This window comes from Rhizobacter sp., from assembly GCF_046595475.1.
Taxonomy (GTDB): Bacteria; Pseudomonadota; Gammaproteobacteria; order Burkholderiales; family Burkholderiaceae_C; genus Rhizobacter.
The window spans coordinates 1-17,106 of record NZ_JBKJOQ010000045.1; the positions used below are offsets into that span (position 1 = coordinate 1).

The 17,106-nt window shown below is 64.7% G+C and carries 16 protein-coding genes and 1 pseudogene; 10 read left to right on the forward strand and 7 right to left on the reverse strand.

From position 1 onward, the window contains the following. Window positions 1-10: 10 nt before the first annotated feature. Both AC30QB_RS08150 and AC30QB_RS08155 read right to left on the reverse strand, forming a co-directional pair. Window positions 11-151: pseudogene (locus tag AC30QB_RS08150) on the reverse strand (IS3 family transposase); the annotation flags it as partial. A 247-nt stretch (window positions 152-398) separates the two neighbouring features. After that, window positions 399-755, reverse strand: coding sequence for a hypothetical protein (locus AC30QB_RS08155; protein ID WP_489545701.1), 357 nt, complete (start codon window positions 753-755; stop codon window positions 399-401). Window positions 756-835: 80 nt separating this feature from the next. Here AC30QB_RS08155 and AC30QB_RS08160 point away from each other — a divergent pair, with 80 nt between their 5' ends. The 3 genes from AC30QB_RS08160 (at window position 836) to AC30QB_RS08170 (ending at window position 5,542) form a co-directional block, all read left to right on the forward strand. Then, window positions 836-1,993, forward strand: coding sequence for an integron integrase (locus tag AC30QB_RS08160; protein ID WP_489545702.1), 1,158 nt, complete (start codon window positions 836-838; stop codon window positions 1,991-1,993). 22 nt (window positions 1,994-2,015) lie between these two features. After that, window positions 2,016-5,198: an error-prone DNA polymerase gene (locus AC30QB_RS08165; protein WP_489545703.1), complete on the forward strand. Its 3,183-nt coding sequence runs from the start codon at window positions 2,016-2,018 to the stop codon at window positions 5,196-5,198. Window positions 5,199-5,299: 101 nt separating this feature from the next. Beyond that, window positions 5,300-5,542, forward strand: coding sequence for a hypothetical protein (locus AC30QB_RS08170; RefSeq protein WP_489545704.1), 243 nt, complete (start codon window positions 5,300-5,302; stop codon window positions 5,540-5,542). A gap of 9 nt (window positions 5,543-5,551) precedes the next feature. Here AC30QB_RS08170 and AC30QB_RS08175 read toward each other — a convergent pair whose 3' ends face one another. Further along, complete coding sequence (locus AC30QB_RS08175) at window positions 5,552-6,217, reverse strand: hypothetical protein (RefSeq protein ID WP_489545705.1); 666 nt, start codon at window positions 6,215-6,217, stop codon at window positions 5,552-5,554. Between the two features lie 117 nt (window positions 6,218-6,334). Between AC30QB_RS08175 and yaaA the strand changes: the two genes are divergently transcribed. Genes yaaA through AC30QB_RS08195 form a run of 4 tightly spaced genes read left to right on the forward strand, consistent with a single transcriptional unit; the run spans window position 6,335 to window position 9,284 of the window. Further along, window positions 6,335-7,114, forward strand: a complete 780-nt coding sequence (gene yaaA / locus AC30QB_RS08180; protein WP_489545706.1) for a peroxide stress protein YaaA — start codon at window positions 6,335-6,337, stop codon at window positions 7,112-7,114. A 17-nt stretch (window positions 7,115-7,131) separates the two neighbouring features. Continuing rightward, a complete protein-coding gene (locus AC30QB_RS08185; protein ID WP_489545707.1) occupies window positions 7,132-7,983 on the forward strand; it encodes a 2OG-Fe(II) oxygenase in 852 nt (283 codons plus the stop codon). Beyond that, window positions 7,976-9,043: a CaiB/BaiF CoA transferase family protein gene (locus AC30QB_RS08190; RefSeq protein ID WP_489545708.1), complete on the forward strand. Its 1,068-nt coding sequence runs from the start codon at window positions 7,976-7,978 to the stop codon at window positions 9,041-9,043. Before AC30QB_RS08185 ends, AC30QB_RS08190 begins: the two co-directional genes overlap by 8 nt. Window positions 9,044-9,098: 55 nt before the next feature. After that, complete coding sequence (locus AC30QB_RS08195) at window positions 9,099-9,284, forward strand: hypothetical protein (protein ID WP_489545709.1); 186 nt, start codon at window positions 9,099-9,101, stop codon at window positions 9,282-9,284. Window positions 9,285-9,359: 75 nt separating this feature from the next. Here AC30QB_RS08195 and AC30QB_RS08200 read toward each other — a convergent pair whose 3' ends face one another. The 3 genes from AC30QB_RS08200 to AC30QB_RS08210 all read right to left on the reverse strand — a co-directional run bounded on the left by AC30QB_RS08200 (window position 9,360) and on the right by AC30QB_RS08210 (window position 12,156). After that, on the reverse strand, window positions 9,360-9,884 hold the full coding sequence (locus tag AC30QB_RS08200) for a hypothetical protein (protein ID WP_489545710.1): 525 nt from the start codon (window positions 9,882-9,884) through the stop codon (window positions 9,360-9,362). 137 nt (window positions 9,885-10,021) lie between these two features. Beyond that, window positions 10,022-10,687, reverse strand: coding sequence for an NAD(P)H-binding protein (locus tag AC30QB_RS08205; RefSeq protein ID WP_489545711.1), 666 nt, complete (start codon window positions 10,685-10,687; stop codon window positions 10,022-10,024). A gap of 14 nt (window positions 10,688-10,701) precedes the next feature. Further along, the gene (locus AC30QB_RS08210) at window positions 10,702-12,156 is read right to left on the reverse strand and encodes a DEAD/DEAH box helicase (RefSeq protein WP_489545712.1); all 1,455 of its coding nucleotides are present in this window, start codon (window positions 12,154-12,156) and stop codon (window positions 10,702-10,704) included. Between the two features lie 268 nt (window positions 12,157-12,424). Here AC30QB_RS08210 and AC30QB_RS08215 point away from each other — a divergent pair, with 268 nt between their 5' ends. Continuing rightward, window positions 12,425-14,467: a serine hydrolase gene (locus AC30QB_RS08215; protein WP_489545713.1), complete on the forward strand. Its 2,043-nt coding sequence runs from the start codon at window positions 12,425-12,427 to the stop codon at window positions 14,465-14,467. Window positions 14,468-14,486: 19 nt separating this feature from the next. Beyond that, on the forward strand, window positions 14,487-14,993 hold the full coding sequence (locus tag AC30QB_RS08220; protein WP_489545714.1) for a hypothetical protein: 507 nt from the start codon (window positions 14,487-14,489) through the stop codon (window positions 14,991-14,993). A gap of 10 nt (window positions 14,994-15,003) precedes the next feature. Here the strand turns inward: AC30QB_RS08220 and AC30QB_RS08225 are convergent, their stop codons facing one another. Then, window positions 15,004-16,224 (reverse strand): DUF3089 domain-containing protein, encoded by a 1,221-nt coding sequence (locus AC30QB_RS08225; protein ID WP_489545715.1) that lies wholly within the window; start codon window positions 16,222-16,224, stop codon window positions 15,004-15,006. A gap of 165 nt (window positions 16,225-16,389) precedes the next feature. Here AC30QB_RS08225 and AC30QB_RS08230 point away from each other — a divergent pair, with 165 nt between their 5' ends. Further along, window positions 16,390-16,857: a hypothetical protein gene (locus AC30QB_RS08230; protein ID WP_489545716.1), complete on the forward strand. Its 468-nt coding sequence runs from the start codon at window positions 16,390-16,392 to the stop codon at window positions 16,855-16,857. Window positions 16,858-17,106: the final 249 nt, after the last annotated feature.

A 17,106-nucleotide genomic window follows, 5' to 3' on the forward strand; every position in this document is an offset into this window, starting at 1 on the left:
CCTAGTCCAGCAGGGTCTGCGGCACGCAGCCGATCTTGGGTGCAATTGATTCGATCGCCGCCCACAGTGAGGTGTACTCGCCCTGGTGTTCCTGGACCATCCGCACTGCTCGCTCACGGACCTCAGGTGAAAACTTCTTCGACTTGTTCATGGCTCCATCTTCTCAAGGGTTGGAGCCTCCTCAAAATCCGGGGCGGTTCAGTGGCGTGGATTGAGTTCCCATGCAGAACCTTAGCGTTGCGCAGGTGTTGCACTTCAGATTTGAGCCGGCCCCGTTGCCTAACGTTTAAAATGAGAGGCAAACAACGGCGGCTGCCCGTAGGCAAAAGAACTCAGGCTTGATCCGCCGTTGTTCGTCCTCTCGATTGAAAATGGCCAGCGATAGAGCCCGCATCGCGTCATTTTCCAACCACGCACCCCAGCAACCCCAACAGCGTTGCCGCAGACCGCGTCAGGCGCCAGACCTTTGCGGTGCGATCCCATTGCCCTCCATGGGCCGAAATGTCTTTGCGCGTCGAGGCCATGTCCATTTTCCCAAGCCGTATCGCCACCACCTCGAACTCCTGTCTTCTCTTTTGAATAGGCGCTTCGTCCACCAGCAATTCAACTGTGGTGTAGCGGGTCAACCCGTCTGCGCTGCATCGGTAGCGCACGCAGACCAGTGCTTTGCCGTACCGGCGCAGCAGTTTGATGGCGCCAGGCTGTGCGACCGAGAGCGTCTTGATGATGCGAGTGCCCACGCAGGCTGGCGGCATGAAATTCCTCCCCTGAGATGCATTGCCAACTGGCGTGGCTTGTGGCTCAATATACTGTATATAAATACAGTAGTCCGCGCATGGAACAGCCCCACAGCCTTTTGCCACCCCTGCAATCCGAACGCTTGCTGGATCAGCTTCGTGAGCGCATCCGCTACCAGCACTACAGCATTCGCACCGAGCATGCGTATGTGTACTGGGTCGGCATGTTCGTGCGCTTCCACGGCATGCGCCACCCAGCCGAAATGGCCGGGCCGGAGGTCGAGAGTTTTTTGTCTTGGCTGGCCAACGAGCGCAAGGTCGCGGCCGCCACCCACAAGCAAGCCTTGTCGGCCCTGCTGTTCCTGTACCAAAAGGTACTTGGGCAAGACATCCCGTGGATGACTGAAATCGGGCGACCCAAAGAGCGGGTGCGCTTGCCCGTGGTGCTCACGCGCGATGAGGTCGCGCGCCTGCTCGGCCAGCTCACCGAGGCGCATCAATTGATGGGGCAGCTGCTCTACGGCACCGGCATGCGCATCATGGAAGGCGTGCGCCTGCGGGTGAAAGATGTTGACTTCGCGCGCCGTGCCATCGTCGTGCGCGAGGGCAAGGGTGCGAAAGACCGCGTGGTGATGTTGCCGGCATCGCTGGTGCCTGCGTTGCGCGAGCAGATGGAGCGTGCGCGCCGCCTATGGGCACAAGATCGTGCTGCAGGTCGGGCGGGGGTGCACATGCCGAATGCGCTGGCCCGAAAGTACCCACGGGCTGAAGCGTCATGGGCGTGGTTCTGGGTCTTCCCGCACGACAAATTTGCAATGGACCCACGCACAGACGTGGAGCGGCGGCACCACGTGCATGAGCAGAACTTTCAGCGCGCTTTCAAACGCGCGCTGCAGGAAGTGCACATCGTCAAGCCTGCCACGCCGCACACCTTGCGCCATTCCTTTGCCACGCACCTGCTGCAAAGCGGCTATGACATACGCACCGTGCAAGAGCTGCTGGGCCATGCCGATGTGAGCACCACCATGATCTACACCCACGTGCTGAAGGTGGGCGGTGGCGGTGTGCGCAGCCCGTTGGATGCCATGGCCGGCATGGATGCCTGGGGCAACGAGGCGGGTGAAAAAGTCCGCTACCACCAAGCGGCAGATGACGATGGCGCCGAGTTCGCGAGCCAGCACCTGCGCGTGAGCATGCCGTTGGCGCAGTACTGGGTGCCGGCGCTTGGCGTGGTGAGTCGCAGCCTCGCAGGCTGAGGTCGCTAGAGCATGTGGTGTCATGGCCTCGCGCTTCCAACTCCCGTCTTACGCAGAGCTGCATTGCCTGAGCAATTTCAGTTTCCTGAAGGGTGCGTCGCACCCCGAAGAGCTGGTTGAGCGTGCACAGCAGCTGGGCTACGGCGCACTGGCCATCACTGACGAGTGCTCCCTGGCGGGGGTGGTGCGCGCGCACAACGCGGCCAAGGAGCGTGGCTTTCATTTGATCATCGGCAGCGAGATCTGCCTTCATCTGCCAGGCACAAGCGAGCCCCATGCGCGGTTGGTGCTGCTGGCGCAAACGCGGCGCGGTTACGGCAACTTGTCGCACTGGATTACCGTGGCGCGCAACCGCGCAGCCAAAGGCTGCTACCTCGCGCACCCGGGCGATGTGGAAGGCAAGGTGCCGAATGCGCCCACCCTCACAGGCCTGCCCGAGTGCCTGGCGCTGCTGGTGCCGCAGGCGTCTCAATCGTTCGAAGAAGTGCTGGCGCATGCCAGTTGGCTGAAGCTGTGGTTTCAAGACCGCGCCGGCATTGCGATCGAGTTGCGAAATGCGCAGGGTGACGATGTACTGCTCGACGTCGTGCAGCGTGTGGCCCAGGCCACCGGCTTGCCCATCGCAGCGGCGGGCGGTGTGCTGATGCATGTGCGCTCGCGCAAGCCGTTGCAAGACATGCTGACGGCCACGCGGGCTAAGTGCTCGGTGGCACAGAGTGGCTGGCGGCTGCAACCCAACGCTGAGGCGTGCCTGCGCTCGCGTGCGCGGCTGGGCCGCCTTTACCGCGCCGAATGGCTGGCCAACACCATATCGCTGGCCAGCCGCTGCAAGTTTTCGCTCAGCGAGTTGCGCTATGAATACCCGCAAGAGATCGTGCCGCCTGGCGAGACGCCCACGAGCCACCTGCGCAAGCTCACCTTGGCTGGTGCCGCCCAGCGCTTCAAAGGCGCTTTGCCGGAAAAGATACTTGATCAGATCGAGCACGAGCTTGCCTTGATCCAGCAGCTCGAATACGAGCGCTACTTTCTTACCGTGGCCGATGTGGTGCAGTGGGCGCGCGCACAAAAGATCTTGTGCCAGGGCCGGGGCAGCGCCGCCAACTCCGCCGTCTGCTATTGCCTGGGCGTGACCGAGATCGACCCCGACCGCTCTACGCTGCTGTTTGAGCGCTTCATCAGCGTCGAGCGGCGTGAGCCGCCCGACATCGACATCGACTTCGAACACCAGCGCCGCGAAGAAGTCATTCAGTACATCTATGCCAAGTACGGGCGGCACCGCGCCGCGCTTACAGCCGTGGTCATCTGCTACCGCCCGCGCTCTGCCTTGCGGGACGCGGGGCGCGCCTTGGGCATAGACCTGCAGCGCATTGAAGCCGTGGCCAAGAGCGTGCAGTGGTTTGATGGCAGCGTGGGCGACGAGCGCTTGCGTGAAACGGGCTTCGACCCCGCGGCTCCGCTGGTGAAGCTGTGGATGGAGCTCACGCATCAGCTGATCGGCTTTCCGCGCCACCTGAGCCAGCACCCTGGTGGTTTTGTGATCGCGCGCGATCAGCTCTCGCAGCTGGTGCCCGTGGAAAACGCTGCGATGGAAGGGCGCAGCGTCATCCAGTGGGAGAAAGACGACCTCGAATCCTTGGGCCTGATGAAGGTCGACATCTTGGCGCTCGGCATGTTGAGCGCGCTGCGTCGCTCCCTCGATTTTGTGGGGCACAAGCTGGGGCGCGAATTCCCGCTGCAAGACGTGCCCGACAAAGACGCGCCTACCTACGAGATGATTTGCGCGGCCGACACCGTGGGTGTCTTTCAGATCGAAAGCCGTGCGCAGATGAGCATGCTGCCGCGCTTGCAGCCCACGCAGTACTACGACCTGGTGGTGCAGGTGGCCATCGTGAGGCCGGGGCCCATTCAGGGCGGCATGGTCCACCCCTACCTCAAGAACCGGAAGCTGCGAGACGACGAGATCGACTACCCCGGTGAGTTGAAGCCTGCGCTGCAGCGCACCAAGGGCGTCCCGATTTTTCAGGAGCAGGTGATGCAGATCGCCATGCTGGCTGCTGACTTCACCCCCGGCGAAGCCGATCAGTTGCGCCGGGCCATGGCCGCCTGGAAGCGCAAGGGCGGCCTTGGCCCGTTCCACGGTAGGCTGGTCGGGCGCATGGTGGAAAAGGGCTACGACCAGGAATATGCCGAGCGCATCTTCAAGCAGATCCAGGGCTTCGGCGAATACGGCTTCCCCGAGAGCCATGCCGCCGGCTTTGCATTGCTGGCCTACGACAGCAGCTGGCTCAAGCGCCACCACCCCGATGCCTTCTTGGCGGGCCTGCTCAACAGCCAGCCCATGGGCTTTTATGCGCCCGCTCAGCTGGTGCGTGATGCGCGCGCGCATGGCGTAGAGGTGCGCCCGGCCGACGTGATGGTCAGTGACTGGGAATCAACGCTCGAAGGCCCGCGCGGGCAAGACACCGGTGCCGTGCATGCACCGCTGCAGCCGGTGCGCCTGGGCTTGCACAGGGTGTCGGGGCTGTCAGCGGGTGCCGGCACGCGCATCGTGCAGGCACGTGCAGAGGCTGCCTTCACTGGCATTGAAGACCTCGCGCGCCGCGCCGAGCTCAATGCCCATGAGCTGAAGGCGCTGGCCCAGGCCAATGCACTGGAGGGCCTGAGCGGCCACCGCCACCAGGCCGCCTGGGCGGTGGCTGGTATCGACACCCGGCCCACCGCCTTGCTGCGTGCCACCCGCGTGCATGAAGCGCCTGCGCAGTTGGTGGTGCCGGCCGAGATCGAAGACACCTTGGCCGACTACCAGGCGCTGGGCCTCACCCTCAAGCGCCACCCGCTCACCTTGCTGCGTGACCAGCTCAACGCCTTCAAAGTGCAAACCTCCGCCGAGCTGCGCCACTTTCCCCACGGGCGGCTGGCGCGCGCCAGCGGCTTGGTTACGCACCGCCAGCGGCCGCCCACGGCCAAGGGCGTGATGTTCATCACGCTGGAAGACGACACCGGTGCCGTCAATGTGGTCGTCTGGCCGCAGGTGGTTGAGGCCCAGCGCACGCCCTTGCTCGCAGCCAGCCTGCTGACGGTGTACGGGCAATGGCAGCGCCAGGGCGACGACAAGTTTGCGGTGATGCACCTGGTGGCCGTCAAGGCCATCGATCACTCGGCGCTGCTGCAGGGCCTGGTGAGCCGTAGCCGCGATTTCAAGTGATGGCAGCGCCTGCACGTAGGAAGCGGCTCACACGCGAACACGCTTCACGCTGAACGACAAAACCCGGGCCGGTTTTTACAGTTCAGCTCATCGGATCCAGCGTGACCCGTACCAAACAAACCGCCAGCCAATCAACAGCAACCCAAGGAGCCCCCATGAAGCCGCAATCTGCCGTGTACGTTTTCGTCGCAGCCTTTTCTCTCGCCATGGGCGCCTGTCAGCCTGCAGAAGGCCCGGCCGAGCGCGCCGGGAAGTCGATTGACAACGCTGCCCATAAAGCAGGCGATCAGGTCGAAAAAGCCGGCGACAAGGTGAAAGACGCCGTCAACGACGCCAAGAAGTAAGGCGGCCTTTCAGGCCAGCTCTGCCACCGGCGCGGCGCTGCGTTTGCGTGCCGCCTTCGGTGGCATGGTCATTTCAAGCGGCATGTCTCGGCGCGCCACGATCTCTGCGCCGCGCAGCACATGCTTGAGTTCACGCGCACCGCCCAGCACCACGATCAGCTCGCAGCCTTCTTGGCGCAAATTTCGGGGGTGCTTGGCCTCAGGCAACCAGAGTATGGGCGTTGCCCCCCAGGCCAAAGCGGCCTGCATCAGCGGCGCTACAGGGTCGGTGCTGAACTTCTTGCCTCGTGGGCCTATGAGCAAGGGCTCGCCCTCAATCGGGTCGTTCCAGCCAGCGTCGGTGTGGCCTTGGATGTCGATCACAAAGCGCACGCCATCCGAGCGAATCACCGCCACCGGAATCACGCCGCCCTGAGGCACGCTTTTGTCGAACTTCACGGCCCACTGCGTGGGAAAGCTGAGCGCTCTGCGTGCCTTTCGCAGCACCCGCAAAGGGCGTTGGCGGTTCTCGGCAAATGCCATCAGCGCGAGCCCCAGCACGCAGGCCGTGGCGCCAGCGGCTGCCACCTCCCACATGCCGCTCCAGAAGATGCGGGCGACCTCGAAGCCCCCTAGAAAGAGGCAAAAGCCCAGGAGCATTTGTCCGAGCCAGGAAGCGATGTGTTTGTTGCGCATGACTGGTGTTCGAAGGCCGGGTATGTGGTAACCAATTTTGTCAAACGTGTCAGCCCGCACAAGAGGCGGATTGCACAGTTTTGCGGGCGATTCGCGCACTGATTGAAAATCAGCGCCATGCACTTCCTGATTTCCCCCGCAAAAACCCTTGACTTTCAGAGCCCGCCTGCCACGGCCCTGGCGCTGACCCGCCCACGCTTTCTCGCAGAAACTGCTGAGCTGATCTCAGTGCTCAAGGCCAAGACCGCGGCCGACATCGCCGAGCTGATGGATTTGTCACCGGCGCTGGCCGAGCTGAACGTGGCCCGTTACCGCGCCTGGTCCAAGCGATTCACCACTTACAACAGCAAGCCTGCCGTGCTCGCCTTCAATGGCGATGTGTACGAAGGCCTGCAGGCACCCAGTCTTGGCGAAGCCGATCTCGTCTGGGCGCAGGAGCACGTTTCCATCCTGAGCGGCCTCTACGGCCTGCTGCGCCCGCTAGACCGCATGCAGCCTTATCGCCTGGAGATGGGCACGGCGCTGGCAACGCAGCGGGGCAAGACGCTTTACGCCTACTGGGGCGACACCCTGGCCCGCCAACTCAACCGGCAGCTCGCTGCGCACAAGCCGCGCGTGGTCGTCAATCTGGCCTCGCAGGAGTACTTCCGGGCGGTTCAGGGCCAGGGGCTCAAGGCCCGGGTCATCGAGTGCGTGTTCGAGGACTGGAAGCCCGGGGGCTACAAGGTCATCAGCTTTTTTGCCAAGCGGGCCCGCGGCATGATGCTGCGCCACGCCATCACCGAGCGCTTGGCCGCGCCCGCCGGCCTGGAGAAATTCAAGGCTGAGGGCTATCGCTTCGAAAGCGCGGTATCTGAACCCGACAGGCTGGTCTTTCGCCGCCGACTGGACGGCTGATCCGGCAAAATCCGACCATGGCTGAGCAAAATGTCACCCCTGAGTTGCGTCTTTGGATCGTCGATCAGGCCAAGGCCGGTCGACCACCAGACGAAGTACTGAAGTCGATGATGGCCAGCGGCTGGGACGAAGACATTGCCCTCGCCGCGCTGGAAGAAACCCTGGCCGGCTTTCTGAAGGAGCACGCTCAAACCCACGGCTTGCCGGCCCCGGTGCCCGTGCCTGAGCCCGACCTCACTGACGCCCCCAGCTCGCTGGTGGTCAACGGGCATGAAATCAGCATCGTGATGGCGCTGCGCAACCCGCGGGTCATTGTGTTCGGCAACATGCTGTCGCACGACGAATGCGACCAGATGGTCGAGCTGGCGCGGGCGCGTCTGGCGCGCTCTGAAACGGTGGTCACCAGCACCGGATCTAGTGAGGTCAATGTGGCGCGCACGAGCGACGGCATGTTTTTTGGCCGCGGCGAGAACACCTTGTGCACGCGCCTAGAGGCGCGCATCGGCGCCTTGCTCGGCTGGCCGGTTGAAAACGGCGAGGGCCTGCAAGTGCTGCGCTACCGGCCGGGTGCAGAGTACAAGCCGCACTACGACTACTTCGACCCGGCGCAGTCGGGCACACCGAGCATCCTCAAACGCGGTGGTCAGCGGGTGGCCACCATCGTCACTTACCTCAACACGCCCGAGCGCGGAGGCGCCACAACCTTCCCAGACGTGAGCCTTGAAGTGGCCCCCGTAAAGGGCAATGCCGTGTTCTTCAGCTACGACCGCCCCCATCCCATGACCAAGACCTTGCATGGCGGCGCACCCGTCATCGCGGGTGAAAAATGGGTCATCACCAAGTGGCTGCGGGAAGGGCGCTTTGACTGATCTGGCGGCCGAGGCGCCTTTGCAGGGCACCCGCATCGTCGACCTGACCCGCCTGTTGCCCGGCCCGCTGGCCACTCGCCACCTGATGGAGATGGGGGCCGAGGTCACCAAGGTCGAAGGCCCCGCTGACCAGGGGCAAGACGATGGCTCGCGTGCCTTCTGGCGCTCGCCCGAAGAGTTGGCAGCGAACCAGCCCAGCCTCATGTTTCGAACGCTCAACGACGGCAAGCAGCTGCACTGCCTAGACCTGCGCACCGAGGGTGGACGCGCGGGCCTGCATGCCTTGCTTGAGACGGCCGACGTGCTGGTCGAAGGCTTTCGCCCCGGCGTGATGGATCGCCTGGGCCTGGGCTGGCGCGAGCTGCATGCGCGCTACCCACGGCTCGTGATGTGCGCCATCAGCGGCTATGGCCAGCACAGCGTGTGGGCACATCGCGCGGGCCACGACATCAACTACATCGCCATGGCTGGCGTGCTGGAGCAATTGGCCACGGTGGACGGCGAAGTCATCACGCCCAACTTCCAGATCGGCGACCTGATGGGCGGCACCCAAGCGGCGGTGTGCGGAATCCTCGCGGGGCTGTTGGGTGTGCAGCGGCATGGGCAGGGCCGTTTCGTTGATGTGTCGATGGCGCACGAAGTGCTGCGCCACCATGTGCTCGCGGGCATCACCCTGGCCGCCACCGGCCGCGTGCCGGTTCAGGGCCGCGAGCTGCTCTCGGGTGGGGCACCTTGTTATGGCGTGTATGCGACCGCCGATGAACGGTACCTTGCGGTGGGTGCGCTTGAGCTGCAGTTCTGGCGCCGCTTGTGCGAAACGCTGGGCCGGCCCCAGTGGTCCGAGCGGCACTGGTCGCGTGGCCTGGTGGTGGGCGGTGACGAGGCCATGGCCTTGCGTACGCTGGTGGCCCGGGAGTTCAAGGCGCACACACTCGCGCACTGGGTTTCGGTGTTCGAGAGCGTCGACTGCTGTGTCACACCGGTGCTGCGCTTGGACGAAGCGAAAGACCACGCCTTGAGTGCGCACTATTTCTCGAAGCCGAGTCAACCGGGCGTTTGAAGGCGGCGTTGTGGCTGGGAGCAAGTAGCTCTTAACCCTTTGCAAAGGAAACACCATGACCAAAATCATCGCTGCGCTGATCGCTGCCACCTTCTCCCTCGGCGCTTTCGCCCAAGCCGCTTCGGCTCCTGCTGCTGCTCCGGCTGCCAAGGAAATGAAGGCTGAGAAGCCCATGAAGGCCGAGAAGAAGGCTAAGGCCAAGAAGGCCAAGGCTGCTAAGAAGGCTGCTTCGGCTGCCTGAGCGTTTCGCTCCGCAGATAAAAAACCCGGCATTGCCGGGTTTTTTTTGCCATTCAAAAAGGCATTCAGTCTTGACTCAGGCGCGGCGACGCGGCGCAGGGTGGTCGACCAACTCGCCTGGTTGCGTGGGCGTGGCGCTCAAGCCAGCGAAGGGCCTGCTCAGCGCAATGCGCATCCACTTGCGCTGCTCCCAGGTTTGCGGGCCCACCAGCGGCCACGCGTCAACGTGTGAGGACAGCTCGGCCCGCGGCAGCCGCGCGTAGGCCGGTGTGCCCGGCCTCAGCAGCCACACACTGCGACGCATGCGTGCTGGCAACGACGCCTTGTGCTCCGGCACCCAGTACACGCATTGCTTCTCGGCCCAGAAGCTCAGGCGCTCGAAGTTGACGCGGCCCGAGAAGCCCGTGTCGGCGGGCATCACGATGTGCTCGTCGGGTAGCTCGACCAGTGCATACATCAGGTCGCCAAGCGTGTCGCCGCGGCCCCGGTGTACGAAGACGACGCGCTCGATCTGCGCGGCGACAAAACGATCGACCTCGGCATCGTCGCGAAAGACGACGAGATCCGGGCCTTGCCATGCGGTATTCCAAGGGGTGCTCATGTGACGTACTCCACAGTTTCAACCGAAGGTACACGTTTTAAGCGCATGTGCCTTTGTGGGCGCGACAACCTGCAAGCAGCAGGGGCCTTTTAGGCCCTGCGAGAAACACTTTGTGACAGTTAGGCCGGATGCGCAACTCAATACAGCGCGCCAGAGGGCAGCAGCGTGATGCCCGTTGGTGCGCTCGCCAGTGTGCGCAGCATGGCTTCGGCCACCTGAGACGCGGCGATGGGCCGCACGCTCTTGGGCAGCCAGCTCAGCAAGCGGCCCGCCCACACTTCGCCGCTGCGCACCGGTTGCCCCAGCGATGCGCGATCGCCCAGCAGCATGGAGGGCTGCACGATCACCACCGAGGCATAACCCAGCGCCGAGATCGCCGCTTGCATTTCGCCTTTGACGCGGCTGTAGAACACGCGCGAATGCACGTCGGCACCCAGCGCCGACACCACGGCCAGCCGTGTGGCGCCGGCAGCGCGTGCGGCGCGGGCGGTGTTGACCACGGCGTCGAAATCGACCTGCCGAAATGCCGCCTGCGAGCCAGCCACCTTGATGGTGGTGCCCAAGGCGATGAACACGTCGTCGACAGGTGGCAGCGCCGGCAGCGCCTGGAAGTCGACCACCTGTGGCTTGAGCTTGGGCTGATCGCGCAGATCCGGCACCTTGCGTCTAAGCAAGGCCTGCACTTCGGCGTAGCGAGGAGAGGCGAGGAGCAGGGGCAGCAGCGCCCGGCCGATGAGGCCGGTGCTGCCTGCAATCAATGCAACGCGCGAAGGAGAGGTAGAGGATGCAGAGGAGGTGGCCATGGCGGCCACTGTACTCAGCGCTTGGGTGTCGTCAAACGCGGCATGGGCTTGCCGCCGTCACGACGCGGCTCGGGGCGGGGGCCCTGCGGGCGTGCGGCGGGCTGCGCCTGGCGTGCAGGCTGGGCTTGGCGCGCGGGCGCGTGGCCACCACCGTCGCGTGCAGGGGCACGCGAGTCGCTGCGACCACCACCACCGCTGCGGCCCGAGTTGCCACCACGACCACCGCCGCCACCACCACCACCGCCACCACTGCGGTGGCCGCCACGACTCACACCTTCACCGATCGTCATGCGGCCGAGCACGATGGGCTCGGGGCGCTCGTTGGCGCCCGGTGCAAAGCCGGCGATGATTTCCTTGGGGATCTCGCGCTTGATGAGCTTTTCGATCTCGCGCAGAAAGCCGTTTTCATCGACACACACCAGCGACACCGCTTCGCCTTGCGCGCCGGCACGGCCCGTGCGGCCGATGCGGTGCACGTAGTCTTCGGGCACGTTGGGCAGCTCGTAGTTCACCACGTGGGGCAGCTGGTCGATGTCAATGCCGCGCGCGGCGATGTCGGTCGCCACCAGCACCTGCAGGTCACCGTTCTTGAAGTCGGCCAGCGCCTTGGTGCGCGCGCTCTGGCTCTTGTTGCCGTGAATGGCCATGGCGCTGATGTCTTGCTTGAGCAGGTGCTCGACCAACCGGTTGGCGCCATGCTTCATGCGGGTGAACACGAGCACTTGGTGCCAGTCGTTCTCTTTGATGAGGTGGCACAGCAGGTCTTTCTTCATCTCGCGGCCCACGGGGTGCACCTTTTGCGCGATGGTCTCGGCCGTTTGGTTGCGGCGTGCCACTTCGATCAGGGCCGGCTTGTTCAGCAGGCGATCGGCGAGGTTCTTGATTTCGTCGCTGAAGGTGGCCGAGAACAAGAGGCTCTGCTTCTTGGCGGGCACCAGCGCGAGCACCTTCTTGATGTCGTGGATGAAGCCCATGTCGAGCATGCGGTCGGCTTCGTCGAGCACAAAGATCTCGATGTGGCTCAGGTCTAGCGTGCGCTGCTGCGCATGGTCGAGCAACCGGCCGGGCGTGGCCACGAGGATGTCGACGCCGCGCTTGAGCTTGTCGATTTGCGGCTGCATGCCCACGCCGCCAAACATCACCATCGAGGTGAGCTTGGTGTACTTGCCGTAGTTGCGCACGCTCTCTTCCACCTGCGCCGCGAGCTCGCGGGTGGGCGTGAGGATGAGCGCGCGTATGGGCAGGCGGCCGCGTGCATCGCGCACGGCTGGTGTGGCCATCAGGCGCTGCAGCAGCGGCAGCGTGAAGCCGGCGGTCTTGCCGGTGCCGGTCTGTGCGCCGCCGAGCAGGTCGCCGCCGGTGAGCACGATGGGGATGGCTTGCGCCTGGATGGGGGTGGGCGTGGTGTAGCCCTGTTCGAGCACGGCACGCAGCAGCGGCTCGGCGAGGCCGAGGGAGTCAAAGGACATGGGGGATTCCGGGGAGCAGATCGGCCCGTCGCTCGCAGAAGGAGCGCCAGTCGCAGGCAGAAGAGGTAGGGAGCGGGGCTCGCGTTTGAGAGCGGTGCTCGTGTCAGAACTGACGTCAGCAAAGGGACTGGGGCCTGGGCTGGTGCGGCAGTGTAACAGCGCGTCACCCCCCTACGACGAGGGGTACGTGATCCTTTTCGCGGCGCCCCTGCGTCTTTCCATGCAAGCCGCCTCGTTTTGACGCGGACAACCCACGGAGACGCTCACCATGAGTACCAAGGCCCAACAGTTCCTCGAACAAAAGCTTCGCGAAACCATCGCCGAATGCGCAGTGCCCGCGCTGGCCGCGGTGCTGGTGCGAGACGCCGGCAGCACCATCGTCAGTGCGCAGCAGGGCGTGCGCAAGCTCGGTGCCTCGGGCGCGGGCAATGCCATCCAGCCCAGCGACAAATTCAACCTTGGCTCGATCAGCAAGGTGTTCACGGGCAATCTGATCGGCAAGCTGATCCAGGACGGCACGCACAACCTGCAGTGGACAACCAAGATCGCCGACGTCTACGCCAGCATCTGGGATGTGGCGGCCTCGCGTGACGGCTACAAGGCCGTGACCGTGGAGCAGCTCATCGCCCACACCTCGGGCATGCCCTACACGCCAGCCACCGACCAGTTGAACGATTGGAAGACCTACACCGCGGCCGACATGACCAAGCCGAAGCTGATGGCGCGCCGCCGCACCTACATCAAGGCCGCCGTGCTGGACGCGCCCACGTACTGGCCACCGGGCAGTGGCTTCGAATACAGCGGCGGCGGCATCATCGCGGCTTCGATGGCCGAGCACCGCACCGGCCTGACCTATGAAGACATGCTTCAGCAGCACATCTTCCAGCCGCTGGGCATGAGCAACTCTTCCTCCGGCGTCACCAGCACCGCCGCGCTCAACGGCCCCTGGGAGCACAGCTGGGACGCCGCCAGCTTCACCACCACCCCCGACCCCGAGACGCACAAGCCGGCCTACAGCTGGCATTGCCGCGCACCCGTCGGCAGCGTGTGCACATCGGCCGCTGACATGGGCTTGTTCATACGCGAGCAACTTCGCCCCGACCCGCAGCTCTTCACCGCGGCCACGCGCAACACGCTGCAGACGCACCAGGTGTCGACCGCGTCGACCTTTCTGCGCGGCGGCTGGTCTTCCACCCAGCCGGGCTCAGCCCAGGCCGAGATATGGCACACCGGCGACATCGGCGTGAGCTATGCCGCGCTGTCGGTGCATCTGGACGGCAAATTCGGTTTTGCGTCGATGTCCAACACCAACTCGACCTTTGCCGGCCCCGCGGCGGGTGAGATGCTGCAAGTGGCCCGCGCCATGCACGACCACTGGAGCGAGCTCTTCGCCGCCGGCAGCGCCGAGCTGATCGAAGGCGTGCACCCCATGCCTGCCATCACACTGGCTGGGCAGAACATGATGCTGTTCGGCCGCAAGCACGACGGCCGCGTGATGCGCTACCGATCCATCGACAGCGGCAGCAGCTGGCAGGCCGCAGGTGACTTCGGGCCGGTGCGTGTGAACTCCGGCCTGGGCGCGGCTGCGTCAAGCGATGGCCAGCAGCTTTATGTGATTGGCCGTGGTCTGGACAACCACGCCTGGTTCGGCTCGTCGACCGATGGCGGCACGCACTGGCAGGGTTGGTCTTCGATACGGGCAGGCGTTTTCACCACTGGACCGGCCATCGCCTGCAGCTCGAGCGGCGCTGTCGTGCATGCGGTTGGCATTGGCAACGACAAGCGCATGTGGCGCACCCACTCGCTCGATTCGGGCAAAAACTGGGTCGACTGGACGCCCATCGGCGAAGGTGTCTTCACGTCGGCACCGGCCATTGCCACCTCGGCCGACGGCAAGACCGTGCACGTTGCAGCCCGTGGCAATGACATGCGCGCCTGGCGCAATGTGTCGTTCGACAGTGGCGCCACGTTTCAGCCACATTGGGCGAGCGTGGGCCAGGGCATTTTCAGTGCGGGCCTCGGCCTTGCTGCCTCCGACGATGGCAAGCGCGTGCACATCATGGGCCGCGGCACCGACAGCCACATGTGGCTCAACACCAGCACTGACGCCGGCAGCAACTGGCAGGCGCACTGGCACATGGTGCCCGATGGCATCTTCACCTCGGCCCCGTCACTCGCCACCAGCAGCAACGGCCTGTCGCTGCACGCCTATGCGTACGGAGGCGACTTCCGCGTGTACGGCACCCACTCGATTGACGGCGGGCAGAGCTTTGGCAACTTGACGCTGAAGACCTCAGAGCTTTTCATCTGACCACTCGCCGGAGGCACCCATGAAGTTCAATCGTTTGCAAGCTTGGCGCGGCATCGCGCTTTCGACCTTGGCGCTCTGCGCCGGCTCGGCGGCATGGGCCGATGAGCTGATGACCGACCGCTGCAGCGCAGAGGTCGCAATCGTCGGCTATGGCTCCAAGCCCAATTCGCCCGGGGCCGTGGTGCTCAAGCGCCACTCCAACGGCAGCACCGGCTGGACACCGCCGTTCACTGTGGCATTGAGCGGTGACGGTCACATCCGCTGGTGGTGCCGCTCAACGACCGGCAATGCCTTTGACGCCGGCACCTGGCGCATCCGCGAGTTGGCATTCGGCACCGGCACGCGCTGCGAGACGCATGACGATGGCTCGCCGGAGAATTGCGTGTCTGATGTCAAGATCAGCATCGCTTCGTCTGAGTGGCAGGGCTGGACGCCAGAGCGCTCACGTTGCAGCAATCACTCGCGAAAGATCCGCGCCCGGCTCGGGCCCAACCGGCTGCTGCAGATCCAGTGCATGGGCAAGTGAAGGGGGCGGCCTATTTCGTTTTCGCGAGATAGGCCTGCGACTGCTGGCCCACGATGTCGACCAGGTCGCCCAAGCCGAGGTTCATGTCGATCAGGTGCAGGCCCCAGTCGCGCAGCGTGTAGCCGCCCACCGTGACATCGCCTCCGATGTCGTCGGTACGGCTGTCGCCTTTCACCTGTACAGAAAGGTAGGAGCCGTGGGCGTCTTGCTCGCAGCGGGTGGTCACCAGACCGGGCAGGGCGAAGAAGGGCGTGTCTATCGATTTCGACAAGGCTTGCCACATGTCGCTGCCCGCGCCTGAGCTGCTGCTCACGTCGGCGCGCCTGGAGAACCACACCTTGGCCTGCGCAGCGCCGCCGCCCAGCGCCGCCGGGTTGGTGCAGGCCACCATGTTGTCACCGCTGGGCTTGGCAAACAGCGACTTGGCAGGCGGCGGAGAGCCGGCGCGGAACGACACGTAGGCGATGGCGCAGCCGGTCTGGGTGGCGCTGCGGCACAGCGGCGTCGACTTGAACGAGCCGCCCACGTCTTTGCCATTCGGCACCAGCAGGTTGCCGCCGGGAATGATCACCGACACGATCTGACGCTGCACCGGCTTGCCTTCGATCTCTTTGGCCACCAGCTCTGTGAGCATGCGCGTGCCCTGTGAGTGGCCTATCAGCACCACGCCGCGGCCCTGGTTGTCGTGGGCGAGGTAGTGCTGCCAGGCAGCCTTCACGTCGTTGTAGCCCATGGCCCAATCGGCGGCCATCGGCGTGCCAGTGAAGCGGCTGCGCAGCGCGGCCAGCGTGACCTGCCGGTACAGCGGCGCGAACAAGCGGCACTGCGTGCGGAAGGGCGAAAACTGCGCAAAGGCAACGCCCAGCTCTTCAGGGCCGGCCTGCATGTCGCTGTTGCCACCGGGGTCGTTCGAGACGGTGGGGTAGACGTAGAAACAGTCGATGGGTGCCTTGGGGTCGGCCACTTGCGGGGCGCCGCGCGTGCGGCCGCCGTCAGCGCCGATGGTCGTCACGGTGAGGCTTTGCGTGCACACGTCGTCCCGGCCAGGGCGGCACAGCCAGGTGTCGGGCTTGCTGTAGTCGTTGCCGCCTTGCATGGCAGCAGCAGAGGGCTGGGCCGCGGCGGGAGATGTCATGGACGGCGTGGGTGCCGGGCTGCTGCAGGCGGCGAGAAAAACGCTGACCGCGCACAGCGCCATAAGCAAGGCGCGCTGGAAGAGAGGGTGGTTCATCGTGGCTCCGTGGGTGCTCTGCGGCAGGGGGTTGATTCAACTTGATTATGTGCGGCCCCCTCGCATGGGGGATCAACGATCCGCTCGCCTGCCGGCTTGCGTCTTTACCAGTAGGAGCGCTGCAGTTACTGGCGCTCCACATCAACCACTGATCGGAGAACTGATATGCCAACACTCAATACGCCCACGCTCACCCTGGGCGCCACCGACAACAACAAGCGCGACGTGACGGTCGCCGGCAGCATCACCTTCACGGCGGCCGACGTGGGCAAGTCATTCCGCCTGGAATTGAAGGTCTACGGCGAAGACAAGGCCGGCGACAACCTGGCGGCGGGCGACGCGGTCGGCGATGACCTGCTCTACACCTACGCCTTTCCCGGTCCCTTTTTCCCCAACCTCTTCAAGACCATCACCGTGGCCTCGGCCGGCAACCTCGCCTACTCTGAAAAGCGTGCGATCAGCACGGCCACGCTCGACGAAGACCCGGGCAAGGTGTTGATCGGCATGGCCGACATCAACACGCCCATCTTCGCGCCCCGGCAAGACGAGCTGTATGCGCGCGTGAGCATCTCGATGGCACCGGGCACGGTGACGGCGAAGTCAGCGACGGTGATATCGGGCTTCGGGGTTTGACCACCACGAAGGGCCATGTGCGGCTTTACTGGCCGGGGGCTGACGCCGTGCCGGTGGGCCGCGCGGGACCCTGCTTCCCTCCGCTGTCGGTGGAGGCTCTATCACGCGGACTCGTGTGACTGGGTGCGCTGGCATGTGCCCGCGGGGGGGCGATGGCAGGCTTGGCCACTTTGGCGGCTTTGCTGCTTGTTGCTGGCGCCGAAGCCACCGATTCGGCAGCGGTTGAAGCAGCACACGCAAAGGACAGCG

Excerpts from the sequence above, each read along its gene's own strand:
- AC30QB_RS08155 (WP_489545701.1), bottom strand. The coding sequence starts at position 755 with ATGCCGCCAGCCTGCGTGGGCACTCGCATCATCAAGACGCTCTCGGTC.
- AC30QB_RS08160 (WP_489545702.1), top strand. The coding sequence starts at position 836 with ATGGAACAGCCCCACAGCCTTTTGCCACCCCTGCAATCCGAACGCTTG.
- AC30QB_RS08165 (WP_489545703.1), top strand. The coding sequence starts at position 2,016 with ATGGCCTCGCGCTTCCAACTCCCGTCTTACGCAGAGCTGCATTGCCTG.
- AC30QB_RS08175 (WP_489545705.1), bottom strand. The coding sequence starts at position 6,217 with ATGCGCAACAAACACATCGCTTCCTGGCTCGGACAAATGCTCCTGGGC.
- yaaA (WP_489545706.1), top strand. The coding sequence starts at position 6,335 with ATGCACTTCCTGATTTCCCCCGCAAAAACCCTTGACTTTCAGAGCCCG.
- AC30QB_RS08185 (WP_489545707.1), top strand. The coding sequence starts at position 7,132 with ATGGCTGAGCAAAATGTCACCCCTGAGTTGCGTCTTTGGATCGTCGAT.
- AC30QB_RS08195 (WP_489545709.1), top strand. The coding sequence starts at position 9,099 with ATGACCAAAATCATCGCTGCGCTGATCGCTGCCACCTTCTCCCTCGGC.
- AC30QB_RS08200 (WP_489545710.1), bottom strand. The coding sequence starts at position 9,884 with ATGAGCACCCCTTGGAATACCGCATGGCAAGGCCCGGATCTCGTCGTC.
- AC30QB_RS08205 (WP_489545711.1), bottom strand. The coding sequence starts at position 10,687 with ATGGCCACCTCCTCTGCATCCTCTACCTCTCCTTCGCGCGTTGCATTG.
- AC30QB_RS08210 (WP_489545712.1), bottom strand. The coding sequence starts at position 12,156 with ATGTCCTTTGACTCCCTCGGCCTCGCCGAGCCGCTGCTGCGTGCCGTG.
- AC30QB_RS08215 (WP_489545713.1), top strand. The coding sequence starts at position 12,425 with ATGAGTACCAAGGCCCAACAGTTCCTCGAACAAAAGCTTCGCGAAACC.
- AC30QB_RS08220 (WP_489545714.1), top strand. The coding sequence starts at position 14,487 with ATGAAGTTCAATCGTTTGCAAGCTTGGCGCGGCATCGCGCTTTCGACC.
- AC30QB_RS08225 (WP_489545715.1), bottom strand. The coding sequence starts at position 16,224 with ATGAACCACCCTCTCTTCCAGCGCGCCTTGCTTATGGCGCTGTGCGCG.
- AC30QB_RS08230 (WP_489545716.1), top strand. The coding sequence starts at position 16,390 with ATGCCAACACTCAATACGCCCACGCTCACCCTGGGCGCCACCGACAAC.